Source organism: Microbacterium koreense, assembly GCF_042677105.1.
In the GTDB taxonomy this organism is placed as follows: domain Bacteria; phylum Actinomycetota; class Actinomycetes; order Actinomycetales; family Microbacteriaceae; genus Microbacterium; species Microbacterium koreense.
In genome coordinates this window covers 1,973,006-1,998,841 of sequence record NZ_JBHTIM010000001.1, presented here as the reverse complement: position 1 = coordinate 1,998,841, position 25,836 = coordinate 1,973,006, and the positions used below count along the sequence as shown (strand labels likewise).

The window sequence follows — 25,836 nt, the reverse complement described above, 5'->3', positions numbered from 1 at the left end:
CGCCCGCGCCGACCAGCGGGAACAGCCGGACATCTCGCTACCCGTAGAAGAGCTTGTCGAATGTCCGCCGCGCGCGCCGCGTCGTTCCGAGGTAGTCCTCTTCGACCTGCGTGGCCGAGTGCGGGGGGTACATGAGCAGACGCCCGATCCCGTCGAGGCGCTCACGGTCCGACGGAAGGACGTCGCTGGTCTGACCGGACAGGAGCGTGTTCGCCGACCGCAGACGGCTGGCCAGTCGCCAGGCCTCACCGAGTCGTTGCGCATCCGCCGGGCTGACGAGTCCGGCATCCCTCGCGGCCTTCAACGCACCCAACGTCGACGTCGTCCGAAGTCCCGGTACGCGGTGGCCGTGCTGAAGTTGCCACAGTTGGACGAGCCACTCGACGTCGCTGAGCGAGCCGCGGCCGAGCTTGAGGTGGCGGGTCGGGTCGGTCCCCTGCGGCAGGCGCTCGTTCTCGACGCGCGCCTTGATGCGTTTGATCTCACGAATCCCCTGGGGATCGACGGATGCGGGAAAACGAACCTCGTCCGCGAGCTCCATGAACGCGCGGATCAGCTTGACGCTCCCGGCGACGCCGCGGGCACGCAGCAACGCCTGCGCCTCCCAAGAGACGGACCACCGGCGGTAGTACTCGCCATATGCCTCCAGCGAGCGTGCAAGCGGACCACTCCGGCCTTCGGGGCGCAACTCTGCGTCGAGGTCCAACGGAACCCTCGCGTCCTCGGAATGCTCCCGAAGCCCGTGCACGAGCTTGAGTGCGAGCCGATTGGCACGCTCAGGGTCGAGTCCGTTGGGCCGATAGACGTACATGACGTCGGCATCCGAACCGAATCCGAGTTCCTCACCGCCGAAGCGCCCCATCGCGATCACCGAGAAGTCGAGCGCGTCGTCTTCGGGCGGCACGACTTCACGGCGCACGGCACGGAGGGTGGCCTGGATGGTCACCTCGGTGATCGTGGTCAGCGCGCCCGAGACGTCCTCGATGGTCGCATCGCCGACGATCGCCCACATCGCGGTGCGCAGCAGCTCACGGCGCCGTAGCGCCCGCACCGCGCGCATCGCGTCGGCGATCGTCGCGTGGCGGGTCTGGATCGCGCGAGCTTCCTCTTGGAGGGCCACTCCTGACCGTGGACGCATCAAGGAGGGATCGTCGAGCCACGCGGCGGACTCGGGAATCCACTCCATGAGGTCGCCCACGTAGCGTGATCCCGACAACACGCGTGTCAGTCGCTCTGCGGCACCCGATGAGTCGCGCAGCATCCGCAAGAACCACGGCATGTCACCGAGTCGCTCGCTGAGTCGGCGGAAGGCCAGCAGCCCGTAGTCCGGGTCCACGCCCTCGGCGAACCAGAGGATGAGCACCGGCATCAGATGGCGCTGGATCGACGCCTTGCGGCTCAGGCCGCTCGTCAGCGCGGCAATGTGCCGCAAAGCGCCCGCCGGATCGGAGAATCCGATCGCCGCCAGTCGATCGCGGGCCTGATCGGTCGTCAACGCATGGTCGTCCGGAGAAAGCGAGGCCACCGCTGCCAACAGGGGGCGGTAGAACAGGCGCACGTGGATGTCGCGAACCTCGCGCTTGATCGCCTCCCAGCGGGCGCGGATCTCGCTGCCGGACGGCGCGAGCTTGGTGGATCGGGCGAGAACCCGCAGTTCATCCGGATCCGACGGCATCAGATGTGTCCGGCTGAGGCGACGCAGTTGCCCGCGGTGCTCCATCAGCCGTAGAACGCGGTAGTCATTCGCGAACGCAGCGGCGTCCGTGCGACCGATGTACCCCTCGGCGACGAGCGCATCCAGCGCGGGGAGCGTTCCCCGCTGATGGATCTGGTCGTCCGCCAGTCCGTGTACCAGTTGGAGCAACTGCACCGTGAACTCGATGTCACGGATGCCTCCGGGCCCGAGCTTCAATTGGTAGGGCACCTCATCGGCGGGAATGTGCTCCGTCACACGTTCCCGCATCCGCTGCACACTATCGACGAAGTTCTCGCGTGCCGCGCTCGCCCACACCAGCGGCTGGACCGCACGCACGTACTCATCGCCGAGCGCGGTGTCGCCCGCGATCGGGCGTGCCTTGAGCAGCGCTTGGAACTCCCAGCTCTTCGCCCAGCGGTCGTAGTACGACAGGTGCGAATCGAGCGAGCGCACGAGTGCGCCCTGCTTGCCCTCGGGACGCAGGTTCGCGTCGACCTCCCACAGCGGCGGTTCGATCTCCACGCCCGAGATTCCCCGCATGGTCTGCACGGCCAACCGCGTCGCGATGTCGACGACACGACTCTCGCCGAGTTCGTCGAGCAGTTCGTCGTCCGCGCCCGCGACGAAGATCACGTCGACGTCGCTGACATAGTTCAGCTCACGGGCGCCCGTCTTGCCCATTCCGATGATGGCCAGTCGGGTGCGTGCGACCTGTTCGCGGGGGAACAGTCCCACACCGCTCGCGCCTCCCGACACACGGGTACGCGCGACCGCGAGCGAAGCCTCCAGCGCCGCGCCCGCGGCATCCGCCAGACACGCCGCGACGACGGCGACCTCGTCCACAGGCGAGGCACTCAGCAGATCATGGACGGCGATACGGGCGAGATAGCGGCGGTAGCGGACGCGCAGACGCACCCACGCCTCCTCTCCCCCGTCTGACGCGAACCCGTCGCTCGCGTCGACGGAGTCGAGGAGGCCGTCGCGGAGTTCGTCGCGCGTGGGCAGACGTGACACGCCGCCACGCAGATCGGCGAGCTCTTCGGGGTGCCGGAAGTAGAACTCCGCGAAGCCCGATGATGCTCCGAGCAGCGCCCACAGGGAGCGCCATCCGGCGGAGTCGTCGCTCAGGCGCTTGACGGCGGCCGCGTCGCGGCGGGCGATGCGCGCGAGCGACGCCAGCGCGTCGTCGGGATCTGCTGCCACCGATGCGACGTCGAGGATCCGTTCCCGGCCGATCCCGATCTCTTCCTCGAACTCGATGAGGAATGGCTCAGCGTCGGTGGGAGCGCTGAATCCCAGGCGGGCCAGCCCCGTGCGGGCGGTGTTGCGTGCGCCGGAAGCCATGCGACCGTCAGAGCATCTCGAGGTTGCTCTGCAGTTCGTATGGTGTCACCTGGGAGCGATACTCGGCCCACTCCTTCCGCTTGTTCAGCAGCACGTAGTTGAACACCTGTTCTCCGAGCGTCTCAGCGACGAGTTCGGATTCGGCCATGTACTCCAGCGCGTGATCCAGGCTCGCCGGCAAGGGCGCGTAGCCGAGCGCGCGGCGTTCCGCGTCGGTGAGGTACCACACGTTGTCCTCGGCCTCGGCGGGAAGGTCGTACTCCTCTTCGATGCCCTTGAGCCCCGCCGCCAGCATGAGCGCGTAGGCGAGGTAGGGGTTGGCCGCGGAGTCCACCCCGCGGTGCTCGACGCGGGTGGACTGCCCCTTGTTCGGCTTGTACATCGGGACGCGCACCAGCGCCGACCTGTTGTTGTGACCCCAGCAGATGAAGCTCGGTGCCTCGTCACCGCCCCACAGACGCTTGTAGGAGTTGACGAACTGGTTCGTGACCGCAGAGATCTCGTTGGCGTGACGCAGGAGACCCGCGATGAACTGACGCCCGATCTTCGAGAGCTGGTACTGGGCACCGGCCTCATAGAACGCGTTCTGATCGCCTTCGAAGAGCGACATGTGCGTGTGCATGCCGCTTCCCGGCCGCCCGCCAAGGGGCTTCGGCATGAAGGTCGCGTACACGCCCTGTTCGATCGCGACCTCTTTGACGACCGTGCGGAACGTCATGATGTTGTCCGCGGTGGCCAACGCATCCGCGTATCGAAGGTCGATCTCGTTCTGACCGGGTCCGCCTTCGTGGTGGGAGAACTCGACGGAGATTCCGAGGTCCTCCAACATGCGCACCGAGCGGCGTCGGAAGTCATGCGCGGTACCGCCGGGCACGTTGTCGAAGTACCCCGCGTTGTCGACCGGCTGGGGCCCTTCAGCGCCATAGGACGAGGACTTCAGAAGGTAGAACTCGATCTCGGGGTGCGTGTAGAACGTGAATCCCGCGTCGGCGGCCTTCGCGAGGGCGCGCTTGAGCACGTTGCGCGGGTCCGCGACCGCCGGCTGGCCGTCGGGCGTCGTGATGTCGCAGAACATGCGGCCGGTGGGGTCGATTTCGCCTCGCCACGGCAACGTCTGGAACGTCGTCGGATCCGGATGTGCGAGCAGGTCCGACTCGTACGACCGCGTGAGGCCCTCGATCGCCGAACCGTCGAAGCCGAGACCCTCCGCGAACGCCCCCTCGACCTCTGCCGGGGCGATCGCGACGGACTTCAGGGTGCCGATCACATCGGTGAACCACAGCCGCACGAACTTGACGCCGCGTTCCTCGATCGTGCGCAGGACGAAATCGCGCTGCCGATCCAAGCTCACGACTGTCCGCCGTCCTGCGTAGTCCCCGAACCCCAGCCGTCTTCGCGCGCCTCGTCCTCCGCCCAGGCGCGCGAACGCTCGCGGATCACCTCGGGGGCGCGTGCGGCTTCCTCAGCCGTATCGAACGGGCCGGCGCGATCGACCGAAGGTGACTCGAAGCCCTTCTCGACCTCGCCCGTCGTCAGGTTGTACCAGAACTTCTCGCTGTCTCCGGACACCGTGGCTCCCTCCAGGTCGGCGGTCGCGCCCCGCGGTTCGGGAACGCGGACGGCCCCGCCTGCCTCGATCCTACTGATCCGACCGGGTGCGCTGGCTAAGGTGGATCGCATGGCGACAGAGGCGACCCGCGCAGTGGGTGTGGACATCGGTGGAACCGGCATCAAGGGGGCGATCGTCGACCTCGAGGAAGGTCGGCTCCTGAGCGAGCGCATCAAGGTCTCCACCCCCGCCGGCGCGGAGCCCGAGGACGTGCTCGCAGCGGTCACGACAGTGCTCGAACGACTCGGGGTCGTCGATTCCGATGTGCCGCTCGGGGTGGCCTTTCCCGCCATCGTGAAGAACGGGCGCACGATGTCGGCCGCGAACGTCTCCGACGCATGGATCGGGTTCGAGGCCGAGCGGTTCTTCGAAAGCGGCCTCGGTCGCGAGATCCACTTCGCCAACGACGCCGACGTCGCCGGCGTCGCCGAGTTGCGCTACGGAGCCGCGAAAGACCGCGGTGGCCTCACGATCCTGACGACCCTGGGCACCGGCATCGGATCGGCGATGCTCTTCGACGGCACGCTGATCCCCAACTCCGAGCTCGGTCATGTGCAGCGCGCCAAACACGGCAAGGATGCCGAGGCCTATGCGGCGTACTCGGCGAAGGAGCGAGAAGACCTCACCTGGAAGAAGTGGGCCGCGCGGCTGCAGTGGTACTACAGTCACATCGAGTTCCTCTTCAGCCCGGATCTGTTCATCGTGGGCGGCGGCGTGTCCAAGCACGCGCAGGAGTTCCTGCCGCTCCTGGAGTTGAACACCGAGATCGTCCCGGCGGTGCACCGCAACAACGCGGGGATCATCGGAGCCGCGGCTCTCGCGCTGCGCTGAACCGGTCGGGGCGAATGGGCCGGCCTGTACGCCGGGTTCTGTCCGGAGGCGTGAACCTCGTGGACGGTCATCTCTCTCGGCGCCACGTTGCCGTGGTGCTCTAGCGGTCTACCCGGGGACTCGGCGGGCCGCGTCGTCATCCCCTGTCTGGCCTTGCTCCGGGCGAGGTTTGCCCTGCGGGTCGTGTCACCACGACCCCGGTGGTCTCTTACACCGCCCTTTCACCCTTACCGCGAGGCGCGAACGCCGCGCGGCGGTCTGCTCTCTGTGGCACTGTCTCGCGGATCACTCCGGGTGGGTGTTACCCACCGCCCTGCCCTGTGGAGCCCGGACGTTCCTCGGCGCCGGCGGTCTCCCGCCCGCGACGCGACCGTCCAGCCGACCCATTCGCGAGGACGACTTTATCTCCTTCTTGCGCGCGGTGGAGATGTTTCGGCATCCTTCGGGGTAGAGTTGCCGATGGACGAGCCCTGGGAAGCCGTCCAGACAAACATCATCGCCTTTGGGGAGGCCTGGTTATCATGCGCAGAATTGTGCTCACGTCGGCGATCGCAGCGGCCCTGCTGATCTCATCGCCTTTCGCTGCCGCCGCGGTTGAAGACAACGAGGGGTACACGCCCGTCACTCCGTCTTCGCCCTCGCTCGCCGGCTCGACTGTCCAGGCCGATTGTCAGAATGACGTCCCGTGGATCAGCTATAACGTCCAGCTCGTAGACCCGGATGCCCAAGTGACGAGCACCACCGCCTATCTCGTGATGACGAATGGTGCGCAGACCCATGAGATCGAGCTCGGTCAGCTGCAGGACAACCGACTTTCCGGGTCGATTCTGTGGCCCGGTGCCTCCGTCACCGACGGCGTCGCCGATGGTTGGCCGGGGTGGACGCGCGACGCGGCCGGCGAATGGGTGGAAACCGACGGAAACTTCCGCTGGACCCGCGGGGACATCTCGGCCTCCATCCGTGTCAACCCCGAGCTTCAGGTGCGGTTGGCGTACCCCGAGGCCACGGCCGACTGCTATGCGGGCCCTCGAGATGAATTCGAGCTTCCGCTCACCGATGGCGGCGCACAGCTGCCCGCGACGGGAATGGACGCGGTCGTCCTGCCCGCCGCGATCGTCGGCGGAGTGGCCCTTGTGACGGGTGGCGCGCTTCTGTTCGCCTACAAGCGTCGCCGCGCGTAACACCGTGACGAGCGTGTCCGCGCGGTCGCGACGATCGCGCTGGGGACGACCGGTGCTGATCGTCGCGCTGTGCGTGGTGGTCGTCGTCACGGCGATGGCTTCTTGGTTGCTGGTGCGGGGGTCGCTCGCGCGTGCGGAGTTGGAAGAGGTGCTCGCGCTGGCCGGATCCGTCCGCAGCGACGCGGCACAGCACGATGTGGCTGCCGCGGAAGACCTTCTCCGGGATGCGCATCAACATGCGGAGTCCGCGGCCGGCCTGACCTCCGACCCGATCTGGCGCCTGGCACACTCCCTACCCTTCGTGGGGGACGATCTGGCGGCCGTCGGCGTTGTGTCGCGTTCGCTTGCCGACATCACCGGACCGGCGGTCCCGTTGCTGAACCTCGCCGGTGAAGCCGTCGATGGCGGTGTCTCCACAGAAAGGATCCTGGGCATCTTCACTGCGGCCTCGGAGCCGCTGCACGAGACAACCGCGGCGATGCAAAGCGCATCGGATGAACTCGCACGTTTCGATGACGCGGATCTCATCCCGCAGGTCGCCGACGGCGTGTCGATGCTATCGGCGATGATCTCAGAGATCATGCCGCTGCTCAGTGACGCCTCCGACGCCGCGGATGCGATTCCGCTCGTGTTCGGGTCTGACGAACCCACGTCCATCCTGCTCATGGTGCAGAACGGCGCCGAGGTGCGCACCGGCGGAGGAATCGCCGGGACATTCGTTCTGCTCGAAGCCCACGCCGGTGACGTGAGAGTCGTGCGACACGCGGATTCGTCGCTGTTCTCGCGCCAGGACTCGAGCATCATTCCATTGGACGACGCCGTCGAGGGCTTCTTCGGCGGCAACACCGGGCGCTACGTCCAGAACTCGACGGTTCCCCCCGACTTCGCTGTGACCGGCGAGCTGGTCAGTGCGTGGTGGGCAGACCTCACCGGTGACGCGCCGGATGTCGTGTTGTCGTTGGATGTGCCCGCCATCGCGTCGCTGGTCGACGCGACCGGCCCGCTCGTGCTGCCGGACGGTTCGGAGCTCGCCGGCGAGGATCTCGTCGACACCGTGCTCGTCGAGGCCTACCGGACTCTCGATCGAGACGAGCAGACCGAGTTTCAGAAGGCGATCGCCGGCTTGACGGTCGCACGCTTGCTCGAGGGTGAAGCGGGACCCCTGGCCTGGCTGGGTGGTCTTGCGCAGCCCATCTCCGAAGGTCGTGTGTCGATCTGGAGCTCTGACCCCACGACGGCTGAGGCGCTGTCGGGCACGGTCTTCGGAGGGACGACCGCTCGTCTCGCGCGCAGCGGCCCGGATGCTTTCGGGGTCTACTTCAACGATGCGACTGCAGGCAAGATGGATGCCTTCCTCGACGTGTCGTTCGGCGCGGCCGAGCTCGCCTGCGCGTCGGACGACGTGCCTAATGTGTCGATCGCCGTGACGATGACGAACAAGCTCTCTGCCGATGCAGTCGGTTCGTTGCCCTGGTGGGTGACGGGTGATCCTTCCCTTGGCCATACGCCGGGCGACATCGTGACCCTTGTCAGCGTCAGCGCCCCCGAGGGATGGTTCATCGGCGGAGTCTTCGACGAAGGAACGCCGCTGCTCCCCGGTGAGGTTCGGCTTGACGAACGACCGACGACGAGTGTCGAGATCGCCCTCGCGCCGGGCGAGACGCGGACGATCGACTTCCGTTTCAGCGCCCCGGGCCCCGCGGAGGTCGAGCCGGTCATCGTTCACACACCGCTCCTCACTGATCCCGGTGAGGGAGAGTTCGTGGCGACGTGCCGATAGAAACCGCATCACCGGTGACGCGCACCGTGCGATGCCTCCCGCGTCGCCTCGAGTTTCACGCTGGTCAGGACTTCTCGGCAGACCGTGCGATCTTCAGGTCAAGCGGAAAGTCGAGCGGGAAGTCACCGAACAATGCCTCCGTCGCCGCGGCAGCACTCTCGCGTACGATCTCGGCGACCTGCTCCGCCTGAGATTCGGGCGTGTGCACGATCACCTCGTCGTGGAGGAAGAACGCGAGGTGGGGACGACGCGCGAACGCGCGTCCCGATGCCGTGGCCTCGGACGTGAGGTCGGCGTCGGCCATCGCGTCCAACCGTCGCCTGATCTCGGCCAGCCAGACCGCCGCCCACTCCGCGGCCGTGCCCTGGACGATGAAATTACGCGTGAATCGACCCTGGTCGCGTGCCGCGCGACGCGCCCGCTCGACATCGGACGCCGAGGCGCCCTGTTCTGACGCGCGGGCTTGAAGGTGCCGCCATCGATCATCGGGGGGCGGCGAGCTACGGCCGAGCCAGGTCGTCACGACACCGCCGTCTTCGCCCACGCGGGCGGCATCGTCGACGAGCCTCATCGCCACCGGAAACGTGCGTCGCAGCGGAACGACGAGCCGACCAGCCTCCCCTGTCGTCGCCCCGTACATCGCCCCGAGCATCGCGACCTTCGCGTCCGCTCGCGTGGAGGCTGCTCCGCGGACGACGACTCCCGAGTACAGGTCGGTGCCACGCGCGGCGTCGGCCAGTGCCTCATCGCGCGACATCGCGGCCAACGCGCGGGGTTCGAGTTGTGCAACGTCGGCGAGGACGAAGGTCCAACCGGCATCGGCGCGCACGGCCGAACGCAGCTGTCGAGGGATCTGCAGTGCTCCCCCGCCCGATGATGCCCACCGACCCGTGACGACACCGGCCGGCACGTACAGCGGCCGGAAACGACCGTCTGATACCCAATGGTCGAGCCAGTTCCACCCGTTCGCGGTGAGCAGGCGCGACATGCGCTTGTACGCCAGCAGCGGTGCGATCACCGGATGATCGTGTTCGGCGAGTTCCCATCTGCTGGTCGTGTCGACGAACACGCCCGCCCGGTTCAGGGCGCGCACGAGCTTCGGCGCGGAATCGAGGCTGACCGCGCCATCTCCGAGCGCCTCTCGGACGCGATCTGCCGCGTCGCGCATGCGCGTCGGAAGCGCACCTGCGGTGGGGCGGGCGCCCAGCGTTTCCGACAGGATGCGATCGTGGTGCTCGGCGTCCCACGGCACCCCAGCCGCTGTCATCTCGACGGCGACCAGGGTTCCTGCCGACTCTGCGGCGGTGAGCAGTCGCAGCCGCCCCGGGTCCGTCGACCGGGCGATCGCGGCACGCTGCCGCGCGTACGCCGTCAGCGCCGACTGGATACCCGTCGGCGGACCCGAAGGATCATCGACCTCGAAGAGTGTGTCTCCCGCGTGAGTGGCGGGGAGCGCACGACCCCAGGACGCGTCACCGGGGTCGTATCCGCCGGAACGAGCGAGCATGCTGCCCTCCAAGACGATGTGCGTCGATCGCAACTCGTGGCAGCGCGCCACGCGCACGCCGGCGTCGAGGACCGTGCGGTACCAGCCGGGTGTGTCGCTCCACACCCACCGCGGGCTGTGGTCGGCCTCGTGCCGTGCCACCCAGTCGGCGATGTCGCCTGAGCCGAGCTCCGCGCGTCCCGTCTCTGTGCCCGAGGCGTCAAGATCGACGGCGACGATTCCCGCGGACGCTCTCCCGAGGACGGTCGAAGCGACGCCGTCACGCGGCATGGTTCAGAGTCCGGACTCCTCCGTGCGCACCAGGATGCAGCCGCATTCGGGGCACGTGACGACCGCGTCGTCCGACGCGGTACGCAACTTCTCGAGATCCGTGCCCGACAGCTCCATGCGGCACCCCTCGCACGTGCGGCGCCGAAGGAGCGCGGCCCCCGTGGTGCGCGCCGCGACCCGCTCGTACATCGCGAACAACGCCTCCGGTACCGACGCGCGGACGACGTCGCGATCTCTCGTCGCGGCATCGATGACCGCGTCGGCGTCGGCGACGAGACGCTTCGCCTCGGCCGAGAGTTCCGCACCCTCGGCGTTGGTCGCCGTGATCAGTTCTTCTTGTTCGGCGACCGCGGCCTCCGCCTGTTCGAGGCGGTCCATCGCCTCGAGTTCCGCGTCCTCGAGAGTGCTCTTGCGACGGGCCAGCGCCTGCAACTCGCTCTCGAGCCCCTGTGCTTCTTTCGGGCTGGTGCTCGCCGCGAGCCGAGATTCGTCACGTGTCCGGCGCGCATCGACGACGGCGACATCGGATTCGATCCGTGCGATCTCGGTCCGCAGATCATCGCGGATGCCGAGGCGCACCGTCAGCTCCTGCGACAACCGCTGTCGTTCGCCCAGGAGCTCCCTGACTCGAGCTGCCTGGGGCGGGTTCGCCCGAGCATGCTGCGCACGGCTGATTCGAGCATCGAGGTCGGCGAGGTCGAGGAGCCGAAGCTGATCCGCGGGACTGGCATTCACCCGACAAACCTACCGCGAGCAGCGACCGCGAACGGTGTCAGAGCTGAAGGATCCACGTGGCGACCGCGAAGTAGATGATGAGGCTCGTCGCATCGCAGAACGTCGAGATGAACGGGGTGCTGAACACCGCCGGGTCCGCGCGGACCACGCGAGCGAGCATCGGCATGACCCCACCGACCGTGGCTGCGAGGGTGCAGATGCCGAGAAGGGTGAGTCCGATGACAGCGCCCAGCGGTAGTCCGAAGACGATGCTTGCCAGCGCGAAGCCCAGCAGCCCCAGCAGACCGCCGAGGAGCGCGCCGACGCGCACTTCGCGCCAGGCGACGGCAAGCGCATCCCGGGCGCTCACGTCACCCACCGCGAGGGCGCGCGTCACCGTCGTCGCAGCCTGCGCGCCCGTATTGCCTGCGGTCCCCGTCAGGAGCGGAACGAAGAGCGCGAGGGTGACGACCTTCTCGAGCGACTCCTCGAAGAAGCCGAGAACGCCGACCGTGAACAGTGCCGAGACAGCCAGGACCAGCAGCCAGACCACGCGCGAGCGCACGATGCGCAGGACGGGAGTCGTCAGGTACGGACGTCGGAGCGGTTCCGACGCCCCCTGACGTGCGGCGTCCTCATCATCGGCTTCCTCGAGGATGCGGGCAGCATCGTCGACCGTCAGAAGCCCGAGCAGTCGGTCCTCGCTGTCGACGACGGGTGCGGCCAGCAGCTGCGCATTGACGACGGAACGCGCGGCGGGTTCCGCGTCCTCGTTTGCATGGACGTGACGCGCATCTGTCATCACGTCTTGGACGAGCCGATCACCCGCGCCCATGACGAGATCGCGCAAACCGACGACGCCGAGCACACGACGCTGCGCGTCGGTGACCGGAAGCGTGTAGATGGTCTCCGCACCTGCTCCTCGATACCGCACATGGGTCAGGGCATCACCGAGGGTGAGGTGGGGCTGTAGCCGGACGTACTCGGTGCTCATGAAGCGCCCGATGCTGCCGCGCGGATACCCCAGGATGGGCGCGGTGAGCTCGCGCTCACGCGCCGAGAGCCCCCGCATGAGCTTCTGCGCGACGCCCGCGGGAAGCTCATCGACGAGCTGTGCGCGGTCGTCGGGATCGATCGCTTCGAAGACGCGGGCGACGTCTTCTCCCTGAAGACTTGCGAAGAGCTCGGTACGCATGGTGCCGTCGAGGAGTTCGAAGACTTCCAGGGCCTGGTCGCGGGCAAGCAATCGATAGAGCACAGCTCGATCGGCATCGTCTTCACGCTCGAGCAGACGCACGATCTCCGGCGCGTCCTGCTCACGAACGATCTGCCGCAGAGCAGTCAGGTCATGGGAGCGCAGCGCTGGCGTGATGCGCTCGAGGAGCAGTTCGAACTCGTCGTCCATGGGCGCATCTTTGCAGACGATGTTGACGCGATGCTGTTGTGGGCCCTGCCGGGATCGAACCGACGACAACCTGGGTGTAAACCAGGTGCTCTACCAGCTGAGCTAAAGGCCCGTGCGACGAGTCTACGGCGTCGACGAACCGTTCCGGACTGCGCGCCGCACCGCGGCCGAGTGAGTAGGCTAGCCACCGGTGCTTTGTGCGTGAACGACAACGTGGCGCCGCATCTGTTGCGAATACCTGGCATGACCTGCCAGAACGACGAAAGGTCTCGCGTGACTGTCAACGACCAGGACCCGTACTCGCAGGAGCCGCTGGACAGCGACCCCGAAGAAACCTCGGAGTGGCGCGAGTCACTCCAGGATCTCGTGAAGGCTCGCGGTCACGAACGCGGCCGGGAGATCATGCTGAGCCTTCTGCAGACCTCGCGTGACCTGCAACTGAACGTCCCGCAGGTGCCGACCACCGACTACATCAACACGATCTCCCCCGATGCCGAGCCCGCCTTCCCCGGAGACGAAGAACTCGAGCGTCGCTACCGGCGCTGGATCCGCTGGAACGCCGCGATCACGGTCCACCGCGCGCAGCGACCCGGAATCGGGGTCGGTGGACATATCTCGACCTACGCATCGTCGGCTTCGCTCTATGAAGTCGGCTTCAACCACTTCTTCCGAGGCCTGGACCACCCCGGCGGCGGCGACCAGATCTTCATCCAGGGGCACGCCTCGCCCGGAATCTATGCACGGTCGTACCTCGAGGGCCGCCTCTCCGAGGCGCAGCTCGACGGGTTCCGTCAGGAGAAGTCGGCCGCTCCGAACGGCCTGCCCTCGTACCCGCACCCCCGCCTCATGCCCGACTACTGGCAGTTCCCGACCGTGTCGATGGGTCTGGGACCGATCAATGCCATCTATCAGGCGATGACCAACAAATATCTCACCAACCGGGGCATCAAGGATGCATCGGACTCGCACGTCTGGGCATTCCTCGGCGACGGCGAGATGGACGAGGTCGAGAGCCGCGGGCAGTTGCAGGTCGCGGCGAACGAGGGACTGGACAACCTGACCTTCGTCATCAACTGCAACCTGCAGCGCTTGGACGGCCCGGTGCGCGGCAACGGAAAGATCATCCAGGAGCTCGAGAGCTACTTCCGCGGCGCGGGGTGGAACGTGATCAAGGTCGTGTGGGGTTCGGGGTGGGATGACCTGCTCTCCCGCGACACCGACGGCGCGCTCGTTCGACTGATGAACACGACACCGGACGGCGACTTCCAGACCTACCGTGCGGAGGACGGCGGCTTCATCCGCGAGCACTTCTTCGGCCGCGACGAACGAACGGCTGCTCTGGTGAAGGACTGGAGCGACGACGAGATCTGGGGCAACCTGCGTCGCGGGGGTCTCGATTACCGCAAGGTGTACGCCGCCTACAAGGCTGCCGCCGAGCACAAGGGTCAACCCACGGTGATCCTCGCCAAGACGATCAAGGGATACGGCCTCGGGCACCACTTCGAGGGGCGCAACGCGACCCACCAGATGAAGAAGATGACGTTGGAAGACCTGAAGCACTTCCGCGACTCCATGCGCATCCCGATCTCGGACGCACAGTTGGAGGAGAACCCGTACCTGCCGCCGTACTACAACCCCGGTGACGCGGACGAGACGATCCAGTACATGAAGGAACGTCGCGAGGCGTTGGGTGGATACCTTCCCGAGCGCCGCACCCACCATGTGGGACTCGATCTGCCGGACGACTCCGCATACGCCTTGCCCAAGAAGGGGTCGGGCACGCAGGAGATTGCCACCACCATGGCGTTCGTCCGTCTGCTCAAGGACCTCCTGCGCGCGAAGGGCTTCGGCAACCGCATCGTGCCGATCATCCCGGACGAGGCACGCACATTCGGGATGGACGCCTACTTCCCGACCGCCAAGATCTACAACCCCCACGGTCAGAACTACACCTCGGTCGACCGCGAGCTGCTCCTGGCCTACAAGGAGAGCCCTCAGGGCCAGATCATGCACGTCGGTATCAACGAAGCGGGCGCGGTCGCCGCGTTCACCGCGACGGGTACGTCCTACGCCACCCACGGCGAGCCGCTGATCCCGGTCTACATCTTCTATTCGATGTTCGGTTTCCAGCGCACGGGCGACGCCCAGTGGGCAGCCGGCGACCAGATGGCGCGTGGCTTCATCATCGGTGCGACTGCAGGACGCACGACTCTCACCGGCGAAGGCCTCCAGCACGCCGACGGTCATTCGCACCTCCTCGCGGCGACCAATCCGGCGACCGTCTCGTACGACCCTGCATACGGATACGAGATCGCCCACATCGTCCGGTCGGGTATCGAGCGGATGTACGGCGGAGAACACCCCGATCCCAACGTCATGTACTACCTCACGGTGTACAACGAGCCGCTCGTGCAGCCCGCAGAGCCAGAGGGTGTCGACGTCGACGGCATCGTGCGTGGCATCCACCGCGTCTCGCAGTCGGAGGGGGACGGCCCGCGCGCCCAGCTGCTCGCATCGGGCGTGGGTCTGCCGTGGGCCATGGAAGCGCAGCAGCTGTTGCGCGACGACTGGGGAGTGCATGCGGATGTCTGGTCGGTCACCTCGTGGACCGAGCTGCGCCGCGACGGTCTCGACGTCGATCGTCACAACTTCCTGCACCCGCAGGAACCGCCACGCACGGCGTACATCACCGAGAAGCTGCGGGGCACCCCGGGACCGGTCGTCGCTGTCAGCGACTTCATGAACGCCGTCCAGGACCAGATTCGCCCGTGGGTCGAGCACAATTTCTGGACGCTCGGCGCGGATGGATTCGGGTTCTCGGACACGCGCGCGGCGGCGCGTCGGTTCTTCACCATCGACGGCCCGTCGCTCGTCGTCCGCACCTTGCAGGCCCTGGCTGCCGAAGGCACGGTCGACGGCGCGCTCGCGGCCCAGGCGATCGAGAAGTACCGCTTGCACGATGTCTCGGCCGGCACCAGCGGGAACGCCGGCGGCGAGAGCTGATCGGCGCCATGGCCGGCACCAGCGCGGCGGACAAGGCCGAGACCCTCGCCTGGTTGAGACGGATCTCGGGGGATATCGCGACCGTCACGATCAAGCGACTGGAGGACACGCTCCCCTGGTACGCGGACATGCCCCCGGCGCGGCGCTCAGCCGTGGGGCTCGTCGCCCAGGCGGGCATCACGTCCTTCATCCAGTGGTACGACGACCCGACATCCACACCGTGGATCGCCGCGGACATCTTCGCCGCGGCCCCGCGTGAGCTGCTGCGCAGCGTCAGCCTCCAGCAGACGCTGCAGTTGATCCGCGTCACGGTTGCGGTGACCGAGGAGCGGGTGGCGGGAAAGGGCGACGATCTCCGCGAGGCGATCCTGCTCTACTCCCGCGACGTCGCGTTCGCCGCGGCAGACGTCTACGCGCGGGCGGCCGAGGCCCGCGGGTTATGGGATGCACGCCTCGAGGCGCTGGTTGTGGATTCCATCCTCACCGGCGGAGCGGATGAAGAACTGCCGAGCAGGATCGCCGCACTGGGCTGGCACGGTCACGGCGAGGTCGCCGTCCTCGTCGGAACGACGCCACCCCAATTCGATGTCGACCAGTTGCGCCGCACCGCACGAAAGCTCGATGTCGATGTTCTGATCGGCGTGCAGGGTTCGCGGCTCGTCCTGGTGGTGGGACGCGCCGAAATGGCGAAAGGTGAGGATTCCCCGGCCGAGCTGCCCTTCGCCGAGATCGCCAAGCGCCTCGAGCCCGGATTCGGACCCGGACACCTCGTCTTGGGCCCGCCGGTACCGGCATTGGTCGACGCCGGCCAAAGCGCCCGCGCCGCGCTGGCAGGCTTTGCGGTCGCACGCGCCTGGCGCCACGCACCTCGCCCGGTCGAGGCAGACGATCTCCTTCCCGAGCGCGCGCTGGCGGGGGATCCTTTGGCGAAGCACACACTCGTCGAGCGCATCTATCGCCCTCTCCAGGCGCACAGCACCGATCTCGTCACGACGCTGTGGAGCTACCTCGACAACGGGCGCTCGCTCGAAGCGACTGCCCGCGAGCTCTTCGTCCACCCCAACACGGTGCGGTACCGCCTCAAGCGCGTCTCCGAGGTGATCGGTTGGGATGCGACCGGTCCGCGCGAAGCGTTGATCCTGCAGACGGCGCTGATCCTGGGATCGATCGGCACCGACACGACCCGTCGTCGGCCGAAGCCGCGGCGCCCCACAGGCTGAGGCATCCGACACACTCATGCCTTGTACGCCACGGACAAAGCTCACCGGCATTCTTTTGCGGATGACGCCAGAAATCGCGCACCTATGATTGGCAGGATGGACGAGTGATCATTGCCGTCTTCCCCGGACAGGGTTCCCAGTCCCCCGGTTTTCTCACCCCGTGGCTCGACGTCGACGGCGCCCGCGAGCGTCTCGCCCGCTACAGCGAGTGGAGCGGGATCGACCTTCTGGCAGCGGGAACCGAATGGGATGCGGACCGCATCCGGGATACGCACGTGGCTCAGCCCCTCATCGTCGCGGCGAGCCTGGTGTCGTGGAACGCGCTCCCCGGGCGCAACGCCGTCGCGGGCGTCGCCGGACACTCTGTCGGTGAGTTCGCCGCCGCCGCTGCAGCCGGCATCCTCTCCGAAGAAGACGCCATGCGCCTCGTCTCGCTCCGCGGTCGAGCGATGGCCGAGGCCGCCGCATCGGTCGAGACCGGGATGTCCGCTGTCATCGGCGGCGACGAAGCGGCCATCATGGCGAGGCTCGAAGCCCTCGATCTCGCGCCGGCGAACCACAACGGCGGCGGCCAGCTCGTCGTCGCCGGAGCCGCCCCGAATCTTGCGGCGCTGGCAGCAGACCCCGTACCGGGGACGCGCGTCATCCCGCTCCAGGTCGCCGGCGCCTTCCATACACAGTTCATGGCGCCTGCCGTCGAGGCACTCCGCGAAGCGCTCTCCGATGTGACGACGGCGGATCCGAACGTCACCGTCTGGACCAACAACGACGGGTCGCCTGTCGACACAGGTGAGGCCATGGCGCGACTGCTGGTCGAGCAGGTCGCATCTCCGGTGCGATGGGATCTGTGCATGACATCGTTCGCCGCGGCGGGCGTCACCGGCATCATCGAACTCGCACCCGCGGGCACCCTCGTGGGGCTTGCAAAGCGTGCGTTGCGCGGTGTCCCCACGGTCGCAGTGAAGACCCCGGGCGACGTCGCCGCCGCCGAAGCCCTCGTGACAGGAGAATCCGCATGATACCGACGCTCGTTCAGCCCGCAGGGCCCGCGCACACCCGGATCTATTCCTACGGTGCCTCACGCGGAGAGAACGCGGTCCCCAACGACGATCTCGTCGCCGCGATCGACTCGAGCGACGAGTGGATCAGGCAGCGAACGGGCATCGTGACGCGCGCGCGTGCGGTCGCCGAGACCACCGCGATCGATCTGGCCGCAGCCGCCGCCGCGGAGGCCGTCGAGCGCTCGGGCGTCGATCCGACCCAGATCGACGCAGTCATCGTGGCGACGATCTCCAACCCGAAGCAGACTCCGTCCGTCTCCGCGATCGTCGCCGACCGCATCGGGGCGAACCCGGCGGCGGCCTACGACCTCAACGCGGCATGTGCAGGCTTCGCGTACGGCGTGGCACAGGCCGATGCCCTCATCCGTGGGGGAATCTCGCGCTACGCCGTCGTCGTCGGAGCTGAGAAGTTGAGCGACGTTGTGGACCCCACCGACAGGAGCATCTCGTTTCTTCTCGGAGACGGGGCTGGGGCTGTCGTCGTGGGGCCGAGCGACACGCCGGGTATCGGACCGACTGTCTGGGGCTCGGACGGTTCGAAGGCGGACGCCGTCGGGATGAACGCCACACTCACCCAGTTCCGTGACGGAGAAGTCCCGTGGCCGACACTGCGCCAAGAGGGCCCCACAGTGTTCCGATGGGCCGTCTGGGAGATGGCGAAGGTCGCCCGCGAAGCACTTGATGCCGCCGGAGTCACCGCATCCGATCTCGCCGCGTTCGTGCCCCACCAGGCGAACATGCGCATCATCGACGAGTTCGCCAAACAGCTGGGACTGCCCGATACCGTCGTGATCGGGCGCGACATCGAGACGACGGGGAACACCTCGGCGGCATCGATTCCTCTCGCCACACACCGCCTTCTCGAAGAACACCCCGAGATCAGCGGCGGTCTCGCCCTGCAGATCGGCTTCGGCGCCGGCCTCGTGTTCGGCGCGCAGGTGGTCGTCCTTCCGTGAGGATGCCGCCGGCAACCCTAGACTGACAACCGGCCCGAACCGGGTCCGCGAACCCCGAAGAAACAGGAGATACCCATGGCATTCAGCAACGACGAGGTCCTCGCCGGACTCGCCGAGCTCATCACCGACGAGACGGGCATCGCGGCCGAAGAGGTCGCGCTGGAGAAGTCGTTCACGGACGACCTCGACATCGACTCCATCTCGATGATGACGATCGTCGTCAACGCCGAGGAGAAGTTCGAAGTGACCATCCCCGACGACGAGGTCAAGAACCTCAAGACGGTCGGCGACGCCGTCACCTTCATCACGTCGAACCAGGCGTAAGCGCATCACCTTCGGTGGGGGCCTGAGGGCCCCCACCGGCTTCATCCCACGAGGAACGCTAACCACATGACCACGTCACGCATCGTCGTCACCGGAATCGGGGCGTCATCCCCCATCGGTGGAACCGCATCCGAGAGCTGGTCCGCGCTGCTGGCCGGAGCCTCGGGCGCCCGCACGCTCGAGCACGAGTGGGTCGAGCAGTACCAGCTGCCGGTCACCTTCGCCGCCGAAGCGCAGGTGCGTCCCGAGACCGTTCTCGAGCGCCCCATGGCCAAGCGCCTCGACCCGTCGTCCCAGCTGGCGATGGTCGCCGCCCTCGAGGCGTGGGCCGACGCCGGCAGCCCCGACGTCGAGCCCGAGCGGCTCGGTGTGGACTTCGCCACCGGGATCGGCGGCGTGTGGACGCTGCTCGACGCCTGGGACACTCTGCGCGAGAAGGGTCCGCGGCGCGTCATGCCGATGACGGTTCCCATGCTCATGCCCAACGCGGCGTCCGGCAACCTCTCGCTTCACTTCGGCGCGAGGGCCTACGCGCGCACCGTAGCCAGCGCGTGCGCGTCGAGCACCGAATCGATCGTCAACGCCGTCGAACACATCCGCGCCGGCTACGCCGACGTCGTGATCGCCGGGGGGACCGAATCGGCGATCCACCCGATCACGATCGCTTCGTTCGCCTCGATGCAAGCCCTGTCACGGCGAAACGACTCCCCCGAGACTGCGTCACGCCCCGGCTCCATCGATCGTGACGGCTTCGTCATGGGCGAAGGCGCGGGCGTGCTCGTACTCGAGACCGAGGAGCACGCGAAGGCTCGTGGAGCCAAGATCTACGCCGCGGTCGTGGGCGGTGGCGTCACGGCCGACTCGTACCACATCACCGCCAACGATCCTGAAGGTGCCGGCGCGGCGCGCGCGGTACGCATGGCGCTCGAGATGGCCGATGCCGCACCCGACGACGTCACCCACGTCAACGCCCACGCCACGTCGACGCCCGTCGGCGACCCCAACGAGTACGTGGCACTGCACAGCGTGTTCGGCGATCGTGTGCGTGAGATCCCGGTGTCGGCGACGAAAGCGTCCACGGGGCACCTTCTCGGGGGCACGGGCGCGCTCGAGGCGATCTTCACGGTGCTCGCCCTGCGAGACCGCGTGGCGCCCCCGACCATCAACATCACGGAGCCGGACCCGGCCGTTCCGTTCCTGCTGTCCGGCGACCCGCAGCCTCTCGGGGCCGGCCCCCAGCTGGCGATCTCGAACTCGTTCGGGTTCGGCGGACACAATGCCGTTGCGGCGTTCGCTTCGGCCTGATCCCCCGCACACGACGATGCCCCCGGCTGGTACCGGGGGCATCGGTGGTTTCGGACGACGGGTATTCGCTTTCTCAGCTCCGGGAGTCCTCACCGGTCGCCGTTAATCACGCCTTCCCGTCGCCCAAGTTCTCTGCGGTCATCCGACCTTGTGGAGCCAGACGACAGGAGCCTCATCACTGGCGTGGCGGAAGGGCTCAAGTTCCTCGTCCCATGCGGCACCGAGAGCAACGTGCAGCTCACGCTGCAACTCCATCGCATCACCGGCGGCGACCTCCATCGCGTAACGGAGTCGCTCCTCACCGATGACCGTGTTGCCTGCAGCATCGGTCTGCGCGTAGTGGATGCCGAGGCTCGGCGTGTGCATCCACCGGCCGCCGTCGCTACGCGGCGTGGGGTCTTCGGTCACCTCGAAGCGGAGGTGTTCCCACCCGCGGATCGCGGTCGCCAGTGCGGCACCGGTACCGGCCGAGCCGTCCCAGTAGAACTCCGCACGCCTACTGCCCGCGAGGACCGGCTGATCGGCCCACTCGAAGTTGACGGCCCGTCCGAGGGCACGCCCGACAGCCCACTCAAGGTGTGGGCATAGTGCGCGTGGCGCAGAGTGGACGTAGACCACTCCCCGCGCTTGCGGTGTCGCCATGATCTCTCCGTTTCATCAGGTGCGTCTTCCCCTACGACCTGATAAGCGGGATCTGGCATGTTCGGTTGTCTGCGGCCATTATCACCCAGGCCGCCTCGTAATGACAAGCGTGTCATTCGCGCGTGTCGCTGTCTGCCTCGGACAACCAGACGGGCGCGGGAGCCGAAGCCCCCGCGCCCTCGAGGGTCACGTCAGGCTTCGCTCATGACGTTGACTGCGGCCTGACCCTTGGCGGCGTAGTAGGCCGCCCGGGCCGCGTCCTTGCGCGCCTGCTCGGCGTACCCCGCGTCGAGCACGTCTTGCGGCACGTGCACGTTCTCGACGTGCGGCACACCGTTGTACTTCTCGATGTACGCGTCGAGCTCCGGGCCCGAGGTCCAGGAGGTGATCAGGCAGTAGCGCGGCTCGTCACCGTTGTGGGTGGCCGCGTGCCACAGCCGCTGGGTGTCGACGATCAGCTGCGCTCCCGCGGGAAGCGCGATGCGCACCTCCCCCTCGGGGTCGGTGCGGTTCTCGCGCAGGACGAAGTAGCTGTCCTTGTCGTCGGTGAGGTTGAAGAACCCCCGCACGACCCAGCCGGTGCCGTCCGGATTCAGACGGTTGTTGTCATCCTGGTGGAGGTTGTAGAGGCAATCGCCGTACGGGGTCGGCTGGAGCTCGATGACACGGCAGCGACCCACGTTCGCACCGGGCTCCTGAGCGCGGCGCGTGAGGATCGGTGCCTTCTCGACCTGCGAATCGATCCACACACCGTCTTTGTCGGTGCGCGGCGGCTTGTGGTTCCAGAAGCCGTTGCACTCGATGTCACCGAAAGCACTCGCGAGGGGCGCGAATCGGGTGTCACCGGAGGACTTCCAGTCGTTGTACTCGATGTCGAGCCATTCTTTCGGATCGAGTTCCTGGTTGTAGCTGTCGAGGACGACATAGCCGGTCTCTTCGAGAGCGGCGGACTTGATGTAACCCATGAGGTGGATCGGCCTTTCTTTCGGGGCCAGCGCGTTTTTACAGGCCCAACTAAGGCAAGCCTATCTCGGCGCCCGCGGGGTGCCCAGGAGGCACCCCGCCCACGGCTGAGCTCTGACCCGGCGACTACACTCGACCCCGTGGCGTCGGGGCTGTCTTCCCGGCGCCTGCACACGTGACGAGAGGTGAGCGACGCGAAATGTCGACGGCGACCAACATCGATGCCACGGCGGTCAACACGATCGAATGGCTCTCGTCTCCCGACACGTCGATCGTGATTCCGGTCTATCAACGGCAATATCGCTGGGACATCGGGGGGTGCGAGCAGCTGCTGGCCGATGTGCGCTCCGTTGCGGGAGCGACCGGCAGCGAGATGCACTTCATCGGCTCGATCCTCGCTTCGCACGACGACACCGCCGGCGACGATCTGATCCTCATCGACGGACAGCAGCGCATCACGACGCTCATGCTTCTCGTCGCAGCCCTTCATCACACGATTCGCGAGACGGATTCGGAATTGGCGTCGGAACTTGCCGCCGTCCTCACGCGCGCCGGTGACCCCGGGCAGACAAAGCTTCGTCCACACGAGGCCTGGGCGGAGCTGTATCGGGACGTGGTGCTCGATCAGCAACGCGAGTCCTCCGATGCGCGTGAGTCGCGGTTCGCTGACAACTATGCCTTCTTCCGCAGCCAGGTCGGGCCCGACGAGGCTCCGGCGATCTGGCAGGGCCTTCGTCGGCTCGAACACGTGGCGATCACCCTCGGCGGCGGCGCAAACGCTCAACAGATCTTCGCGAGCCTGAACTCCACCGGCGAGCCGCTGCGCGACCACGAGCTCATCCACAACTACGTCCTCATGGGACTGTCGCACACCGAGCAGACCGAGATCGAGGAGGAGTTCTGGCTGCCGATCGAAGAGGCGACCGGGAACGCGATCGGAAGCTTCTGGCGCCACTACCTGGTGATGCTCACCGGTCGCGAGGTCGCCGTCGCGGGCGAGCACGGCGTGTACAGCGCGTTCCGGGAACGCTTTCCCCGCATCGACGTCGACACCCTCCGCGCCCACGCGCGCGAGTGGCGCTCGTTCGCCGAGGTGTACGGCATGCTCTTGGACCCGTCCACCGCCGAGACCGCCGTCGTATCCACGCACGTGCGCTACCTGAACACCTTCGGACGCGCCGCGTATCCGCTCGCACTGCGCGCCGTGCACGATCATCGCACCGGCATCATCGGCGACGATGACCTCGTTGAAACCCTCGAGCAACTGCAATCGCTCTTGCTCCGACGCACCATCGTCGGGGTGGGCAACGAACGACTCATCGCACGACTCTGCCGAGCGCGTGCGCAAGGGCGGGACAGTTTCGTCCACGCCATCTCTCGGATCACACCGTCGGATGAGCGCGTCCGCGTGTCGCTGAAGTTCCGCGATCTTCCGCACGCTGCCTACGTCCTCGGCCGCCTGGCCGGCGCCGAGACGCCGAGCGGGTTGGACGTCGAGCACATCTTTCCCCTCGCGCCGGGTGACGCGTGGACCGGTGGCGGGGAACGGACGTGGCGCGACTACACCGACGACGAGCAGAACAGCCACCGCGCTCTGGCGCAGACGCTCGGGAACCTCGCGCTCCTCGAGGAACCGCTTGCCGAAAGCGTCATCGACGTCTCGTTTCCGCAGAAACGCGGTGCCTACGCGCAGAGCGCGATCCCCGATACGCGCGACCTCGCCGCGCTCCCGGAGTGGGGAACGGCGGCGATCGCCGCGCGAACAGCCGCACTGACCGAGCGGATGCTCGAGATCTGGCGCCGTCCCGCACGCGTGGCCATCGACGACGACGGGTTGACGCCCATCCTCGACGCCGTTCGCCGACGAGGATGGCCGCGTGGCTGGGACCGTGAGTTCGACTACACGGAGTACCGCGGCGAACACTGGGAGGTGCACGACGTCAAGTACCTCTTCCATCGTGTCTTCTCGAGGCTGTGGGCTGACTCACGCGAAAGCGTCGAGCGGTTCAACGAGAAGCGCGGTGGCCCGATCTACCCCCGCCGTTCGTGGAACGGTCAATGGGATCAACTCGACGACGAGCACCACTTGTACATGGGTTGGGACTCGAGGTACATGCTCGCCGCGGTTCAGGGTGTTCTCGAAGAGGCGGGTATCGCCCACGAGGTCTTCGTCAAGTATTCCTACATCGCCGCCGCGATGTAGTCGAGTCACGAGTATCGGGGCACCGGAAGCGAGGTGATACGATTCGCTCGCGGACCGGCCATCTGGGGACTCGGACGAATCCGCACGTGTGGTCGGGGGGAACCGCATGCGAACTTCATTGCGTCGATTCTGCGCGCTCATCGGAGCATCCGCACTCGTCAGTGTCTTGGCCGTCGGCGCACCGATGCCAGCGCACGCCATCGTCATCGAACCGGTGCTCACCGGGGCCCACTTCGCACATGTCGAGGACGACGGCAGCCTACGCCCGGCAACCGCCGAGGATCCGATCCTCAAGGAGAGCACGTTCGGTCTCACCCTGGACTTCACCCTGCCGACGGGATTGCAGCCGGGTGACACCTTCGGATTCGAGTTCCCGCTGTACGTCATGGCCCCCGCAGTGGCGCCGTTCACCCTTGTCACCGATGCCGGGGTCGTCGTCGGGACGTGCACGACCTGGCGCGACGTCGGTGTGCCCGCACCGAGCGGTGTCGACTGCGAGCTGACGAATGCCGTGGTCGCGACCTGGGAGCGCATCGAACCGTTCCATATGTTCCTTCGCGCGAGTGCCACGCAGGAAACGACTGAAGAGACGATCAGTTTCACCACGACCTCGGGGACGGTGTATTCGATCCCGATGCCACCGGGTGGCATCGCGCCCGCGGCCGGAACCGCCTACCCGACGTCACCGTACAAGGCGGGGTGGACGAACCAAGGCCTTCCCGGATACATGACCTGGGTCGTTTACATGCCAGCCACGACCGCCCCTTCCATCACGATCACTGACACGCTCGATGATGGAGGGCTCACGCACGCGCCGGAGTTCCTCAGGGTGTATCGCACCGCCGAGTGGAACTCGGCGGACATCTACGCGCTTCCGACCATCACGTACACGAACGAAGAACTCGACCTCGCGGTCTCGGGTGACCTGAGTTCGTTCACGCTCACCTTCCCGACCTACCCCGACGAAATTCCCACAGGTGGCGCGTACTGGGTCATGTACGAGACAGCGGTTCCTGAGGGAACGCAACGCGGCACCGAGTTCGGCAACACGGTCACAGGGTTGCAAGAGGTGCTCACTTCCACGGCCGTCTACACATCAGACGCCGGCGGCACCGGTGGTGGATCCGCGCTCCCCGACCTCACCATCACCAAGAGATCCTTGAACGAACCTGAAGCGGTCACGTACCAGTTCGACGTCGCGTGCACCGATCCCGAAGACGGACGCTCTCTCGAGTTCACCGCAGAAGCGATGACCGGCGCGTCGGTGACGGTTCGCGATATCCCCCTCGGCTCGGCATGCACGGTCACGGAACGCGATTCCCACGGCGCGGACGTGACATACTCACCGGCCCAGACGGTCGTGTTGAGCTCACCGGAGGGCGCTTCGATGACTGTCACCAACTCGTTCGCTGCGGTAGACCCCGAGACTCCAGTGGAGCCCGAGATACCGGTCGAGCCGCAGACTCCCGCCGAGCCCGAAGGTGGGGGGCCTGCCGCTTCGGTGACACCAGCAACCTTGCCCGCAACCGGCGGAGCATCGAGCATCGCCTCGACCATCGGCGTGGCGCTGGCGTTGATCGCAGCCGGGTTCGTGGCGGTTGGATCGCGCAGACGCACGAGCAGGACGTGAGCGAACTTCACGAGCAGTAGGGCAGATGGCACTCGAGCCCACCCACGTTCACCGCCATCACGCCCGAGTCTTGACACTCCTGCGTGCCATCTTGGCACGCACCTGCGCCAAGACGGCATGAGACCCACATTGAACAACAACAATCGCTTGCAGGCAGCGCGTTGACGCGAGGCCGCAAGCTCACCACCGATG

Annotated in this window: 19 protein-coding genes, 1 tRNA gene and 1 other RNA gene; 11 read left to right on the top strand and 10 right to left on the bottom strand. The window is 66.9% G+C overall.

The window, feature by feature from the left end; translation table 11 throughout:
* Window positions 1-37: 37 nt before the first annotated feature.
* The 3 genes from ACFQZV_RS09365 to ACFQZV_RS09355 are packed head-to-tail and all read right to left on the bottom strand — an operon-like array spanning window position 38 to window position 4,609.
* Window positions 38-3,040, bottom strand: coding sequence for a bifunctional [glutamine synthetase] adenylyltransferase/[glutamine synthetase]-adenylyl-L-tyrosine phosphorylase (locus ACFQZV_RS09365; RefSeq protein ID WP_378751909.1), 3,003 nt, complete (start codon window positions 3,038-3,040; stop codon window positions 38-40).
* A 7-nt stretch (window positions 3,041-3,047) separates the two neighbouring features.
* A complete protein-coding gene (locus tag ACFQZV_RS09360) occupies window positions 3,048-4,385 on the bottom strand; it encodes a glutamine synthetase family protein (RefSeq protein ID WP_378751907.1) in 1,338 nt (445 codons plus the stop codon).
* A gap of 2 nt (window positions 4,386-4,387) precedes the next feature.
* On the bottom strand, window positions 4,388-4,609 hold the full coding sequence (locus tag ACFQZV_RS09355) for an SPOR domain-containing protein (protein ID WP_378751905.1): 222 nt from the start codon (window positions 4,607-4,609) through the stop codon (window positions 4,388-4,390).
* Window positions 4,610-4,718: 109 nt separating this feature from the next.
* On the opposite strand from ACFQZV_RS09355, the gene ppgK reads away from it, so the two are divergent.
* Window positions 4,719-5,480, top strand: a complete 762-nt coding sequence (ppgK, locus tag ACFQZV_RS09350; protein WP_378751903.1) for a polyphosphate--glucose phosphotransferase — start codon at window positions 4,719-4,721, stop codon at window positions 5,478-5,480.
* A gap of 11 nt (window positions 5,481-5,491) precedes the next feature.
* On the opposite strand, the gene rnpB is transcribed toward ppgK, so the two are convergent.
* An RNA gene (gene rnpB, locus ACFQZV_RS09345) (RNase P RNA component class A) lies at window positions 5,492-5,866 on the bottom strand.
* A gap of 135 nt (window positions 5,867-6,001) precedes the next feature.
* Here rnpB and ACFQZV_RS09340 point away from each other — a divergent pair.
* On the top strand, window positions 6,002-6,661 hold the full coding sequence (locus tag ACFQZV_RS09340) for an LPXTG cell wall anchor domain-containing protein (protein WP_378751901.1): 660 nt from the start codon (window positions 6,002-6,004) through the stop codon (window positions 6,659-6,661).
* 4 nt (window positions 6,662-6,665) lie between these two features.
* Window positions 6,666-8,441: a DUF4012 domain-containing protein gene (locus ACFQZV_RS09335; protein WP_378751899.1), complete on the top strand. Its 1,776-nt coding sequence runs from the start codon at window positions 6,666-6,668 to the stop codon at window positions 8,439-8,441.
* 64 nt (window positions 8,442-8,505) lie between these two features.
* Here the strand turns inward: ACFQZV_RS09335 and ACFQZV_RS09330 are convergent, their stop codons facing one another.
* The 4 genes from ACFQZV_RS09330 to ACFQZV_RS09315 form a co-directional block, all read right to left on the bottom strand.
* Entirely contained in the window at window positions 8,506-10,218 is a 1,713-nt protein-coding gene (locus ACFQZV_RS09330) for a bifunctional 3'-5' exonuclease/DNA polymerase (protein ID WP_378751897.1), read from the bottom strand.
* A gap of 3 nt (window positions 10,219-10,221) precedes the next feature.
* Window positions 10,222-10,953, bottom strand: a complete 732-nt coding sequence (locus tag ACFQZV_RS09325) for a zinc ribbon domain-containing protein (RefSeq protein WP_378751895.1) — start codon at window positions 10,951-10,953, stop codon at window positions 10,222-10,224.
* 37 nt (window positions 10,954-10,990) lie between these two features.
* Window positions 10,991-12,337: a magnesium transporter gene (gene mgtE, locus ACFQZV_RS09320; protein WP_378751893.1), complete on the bottom strand. Its 1,347-nt coding sequence runs from the start codon at window positions 12,335-12,337 to the stop codon at window positions 10,991-10,993.
* Between the two features lie 39 nt (window positions 12,338-12,376).
* Window positions 12,377-12,449 (bottom strand) — tRNA-Val (locus ACFQZV_RS09315).
* Between the two features lie 161 nt (window positions 12,450-12,610).
* Here ACFQZV_RS09315 and aceE point away from each other — a divergent pair.
* The 6 genes from aceE to ACFQZV_RS09285 all read left to right on the top strand — a co-directional run bounded on the left by aceE (window position 12,611) and on the right by ACFQZV_RS09285 (window position 20,206).
* A complete protein-coding gene (gene aceE / locus ACFQZV_RS09310) occupies window positions 12,611-15,340 on the top strand; it encodes a pyruvate dehydrogenase (acetyl-transferring), homodimeric type (RefSeq protein ID WP_378751891.1) in 2,730 nt (909 codons plus the stop codon).
* 8 nt (window positions 15,341-15,348) lie between these two features.
* Window positions 15,349-16,560, top strand: coding sequence for a PucR family transcriptional regulator (locus ACFQZV_RS09305; RefSeq protein WP_378751889.1), 1,212 nt, complete (start codon window positions 15,349-15,351; stop codon window positions 16,558-16,560).
* A 104-nt stretch (window positions 16,561-16,664) separates the two neighbouring features.
* Window positions 16,665-17,579 carry an ACP S-malonyltransferase gene (locus ACFQZV_RS09300; RefSeq protein ID WP_378751887.1) on the top strand — a complete coding sequence of 305 codons (915 nt, stop codon included), beginning with the start codon at window positions 16,665-16,667 and terminating at the stop codon, window positions 17,577-17,579.
* Complete coding sequence (locus ACFQZV_RS09295; RefSeq protein WP_378751885.1) at window positions 17,576-18,577, top strand: beta-ketoacyl-ACP synthase III; 1,002 nt, start codon at window positions 17,576-17,578, stop codon at window positions 18,575-18,577. The genes ACFQZV_RS09300 and ACFQZV_RS09295 overlap by 4 nt, the downstream gene beginning before the upstream one ends.
* A gap of 75 nt (window positions 18,578-18,652) precedes the next feature.
* Window positions 18,653-18,901 (top strand): acyl carrier protein, encoded by a 249-nt coding sequence (locus ACFQZV_RS09290; protein WP_378751883.1) that lies wholly within the window; start codon window positions 18,653-18,655, stop codon window positions 18,899-18,901.
* A 66-nt stretch (window positions 18,902-18,967) separates the two neighbouring features.
* Entirely contained in the window at window positions 18,968-20,206 is a 1,239-nt protein-coding gene (locus tag ACFQZV_RS09285) for a beta-ketoacyl-[acyl-carrier-protein] synthase family protein (RefSeq protein WP_378751881.1), read from the top strand.
* A 138-nt stretch (window positions 20,207-20,344) separates the two neighbouring features.
* Here ACFQZV_RS09285 and ACFQZV_RS09280 read toward each other — a convergent pair whose 3' ends face one another.
* Entirely contained in the window at window positions 20,345-20,848 is a 504-nt protein-coding gene (locus ACFQZV_RS09280) for a DUF3145 domain-containing protein (RefSeq protein WP_378751879.1), read from the bottom strand.
* A gap of 191 nt (window positions 20,849-21,039) precedes the next feature.
* Window positions 21,040-21,813: a hypothetical protein gene (locus ACFQZV_RS09275; RefSeq protein ID WP_378751877.1), complete on the bottom strand. Its 774-nt coding sequence runs from the start codon at window positions 21,811-21,813 to the stop codon at window positions 21,040-21,042.
* 197 nt (window positions 21,814-22,010) lie between these two features.
* Here ACFQZV_RS09275 and ACFQZV_RS09270 point away from each other — a divergent pair, with 197 nt between their 5' ends.
* The gene (locus ACFQZV_RS09270; RefSeq protein WP_378751875.1) at window positions 22,011-24,014 is read left to right on the top strand and encodes a DUF262 domain-containing protein; all 2,004 of its coding nucleotides are present in this window, start codon (window positions 22,011-22,013) and stop codon (window positions 24,012-24,014) included.
* 106 nt (window positions 24,015-24,120) lie between these two features.
* A complete protein-coding gene (locus tag ACFQZV_RS09265) occupies window positions 24,121-25,644 on the top strand; it encodes a DUF5979 domain-containing protein (RefSeq protein WP_378751873.1) in 1,524 nt (507 codons plus the stop codon).
* Window positions 25,645-25,836 lie beyond the last annotated feature (192 nt).

Coding starts and splice junctions, on each gene's coding strand:
- ACFQZV_RS09365 (WP_378751909.1), bottom strand. CDS start 3,040: ATGGCTTCCGGCGCACGCAACACCGCCCGCACGGGGCTGGCCCGCCTG.
- ppgK (WP_378751903.1), top strand. CDS start 4,719: ATGGCGACAGAGGCGACCCGCGCAGTGGGTGTGGACATCGGTGGAACC.
- ACFQZV_RS09340 (WP_378751901.1), top strand. CDS start 6,002: ATGCGCAGAATTGTGCTCACGTCGGCGATCGCAGCGGCCCTGCTGATC.
- ACFQZV_RS09330 (WP_378751897.1), bottom strand. CDS start 10,218: ATGCCGCGTGACGGCGTCGCTTCGACCGTCCTCGGGAGAGCGTCCGCG.
- mgtE (WP_378751893.1), bottom strand. CDS start 12,337: ATGGACGACGAGTTCGAACTGCTCCTCGAGCGCATCACGCCAGCGCTG.
- ACFQZV_RS09305 (WP_378751889.1), top strand. CDS start 15,349: ATGGCCGGCACCAGCGCGGCGGACAAGGCCGAGACCCTCGCCTGGTTG.
- ACFQZV_RS09295 (WP_378751885.1), top strand. CDS start 17,576: ATGATACCGACGCTCGTTCAGCCCGCAGGGCCCGCGCACACCCGGATC.
- ACFQZV_RS09290 (WP_378751883.1), top strand. CDS start 18,653: ATGGCATTCAGCAACGACGAGGTCCTCGCCGGACTCGCCGAGCTCATC.
- ACFQZV_RS09285 (WP_378751881.1), top strand. CDS start 18,968: ATGACCACGTCACGCATCGTCGTCACCGGAATCGGGGCGTCATCCCCC.
- ACFQZV_RS09280 (WP_378751879.1), bottom strand. CDS start 20,848: ATGGCGACACCGCAAGCGCGGGGAGTGGTCTACGTCCACTCTGCGCCA.
- ACFQZV_RS09275 (WP_378751877.1), bottom strand. CDS start 21,813: ATGGGTTACATCAAGTCCGCCGCTCTCGAAGAGACCGGCTATGTCGTC.
- ACFQZV_RS09270 (WP_378751875.1), top strand. CDS start 22,011: ATGTCGACGGCGACCAACATCGATGCCACGGCGGTCAACACGATCGAA.
- ACFQZV_RS09265 (WP_378751873.1), top strand. CDS start 24,121: ATGCGAACTTCATTGCGTCGATTCTGCGCGCTCATCGGAGCATCCGCA.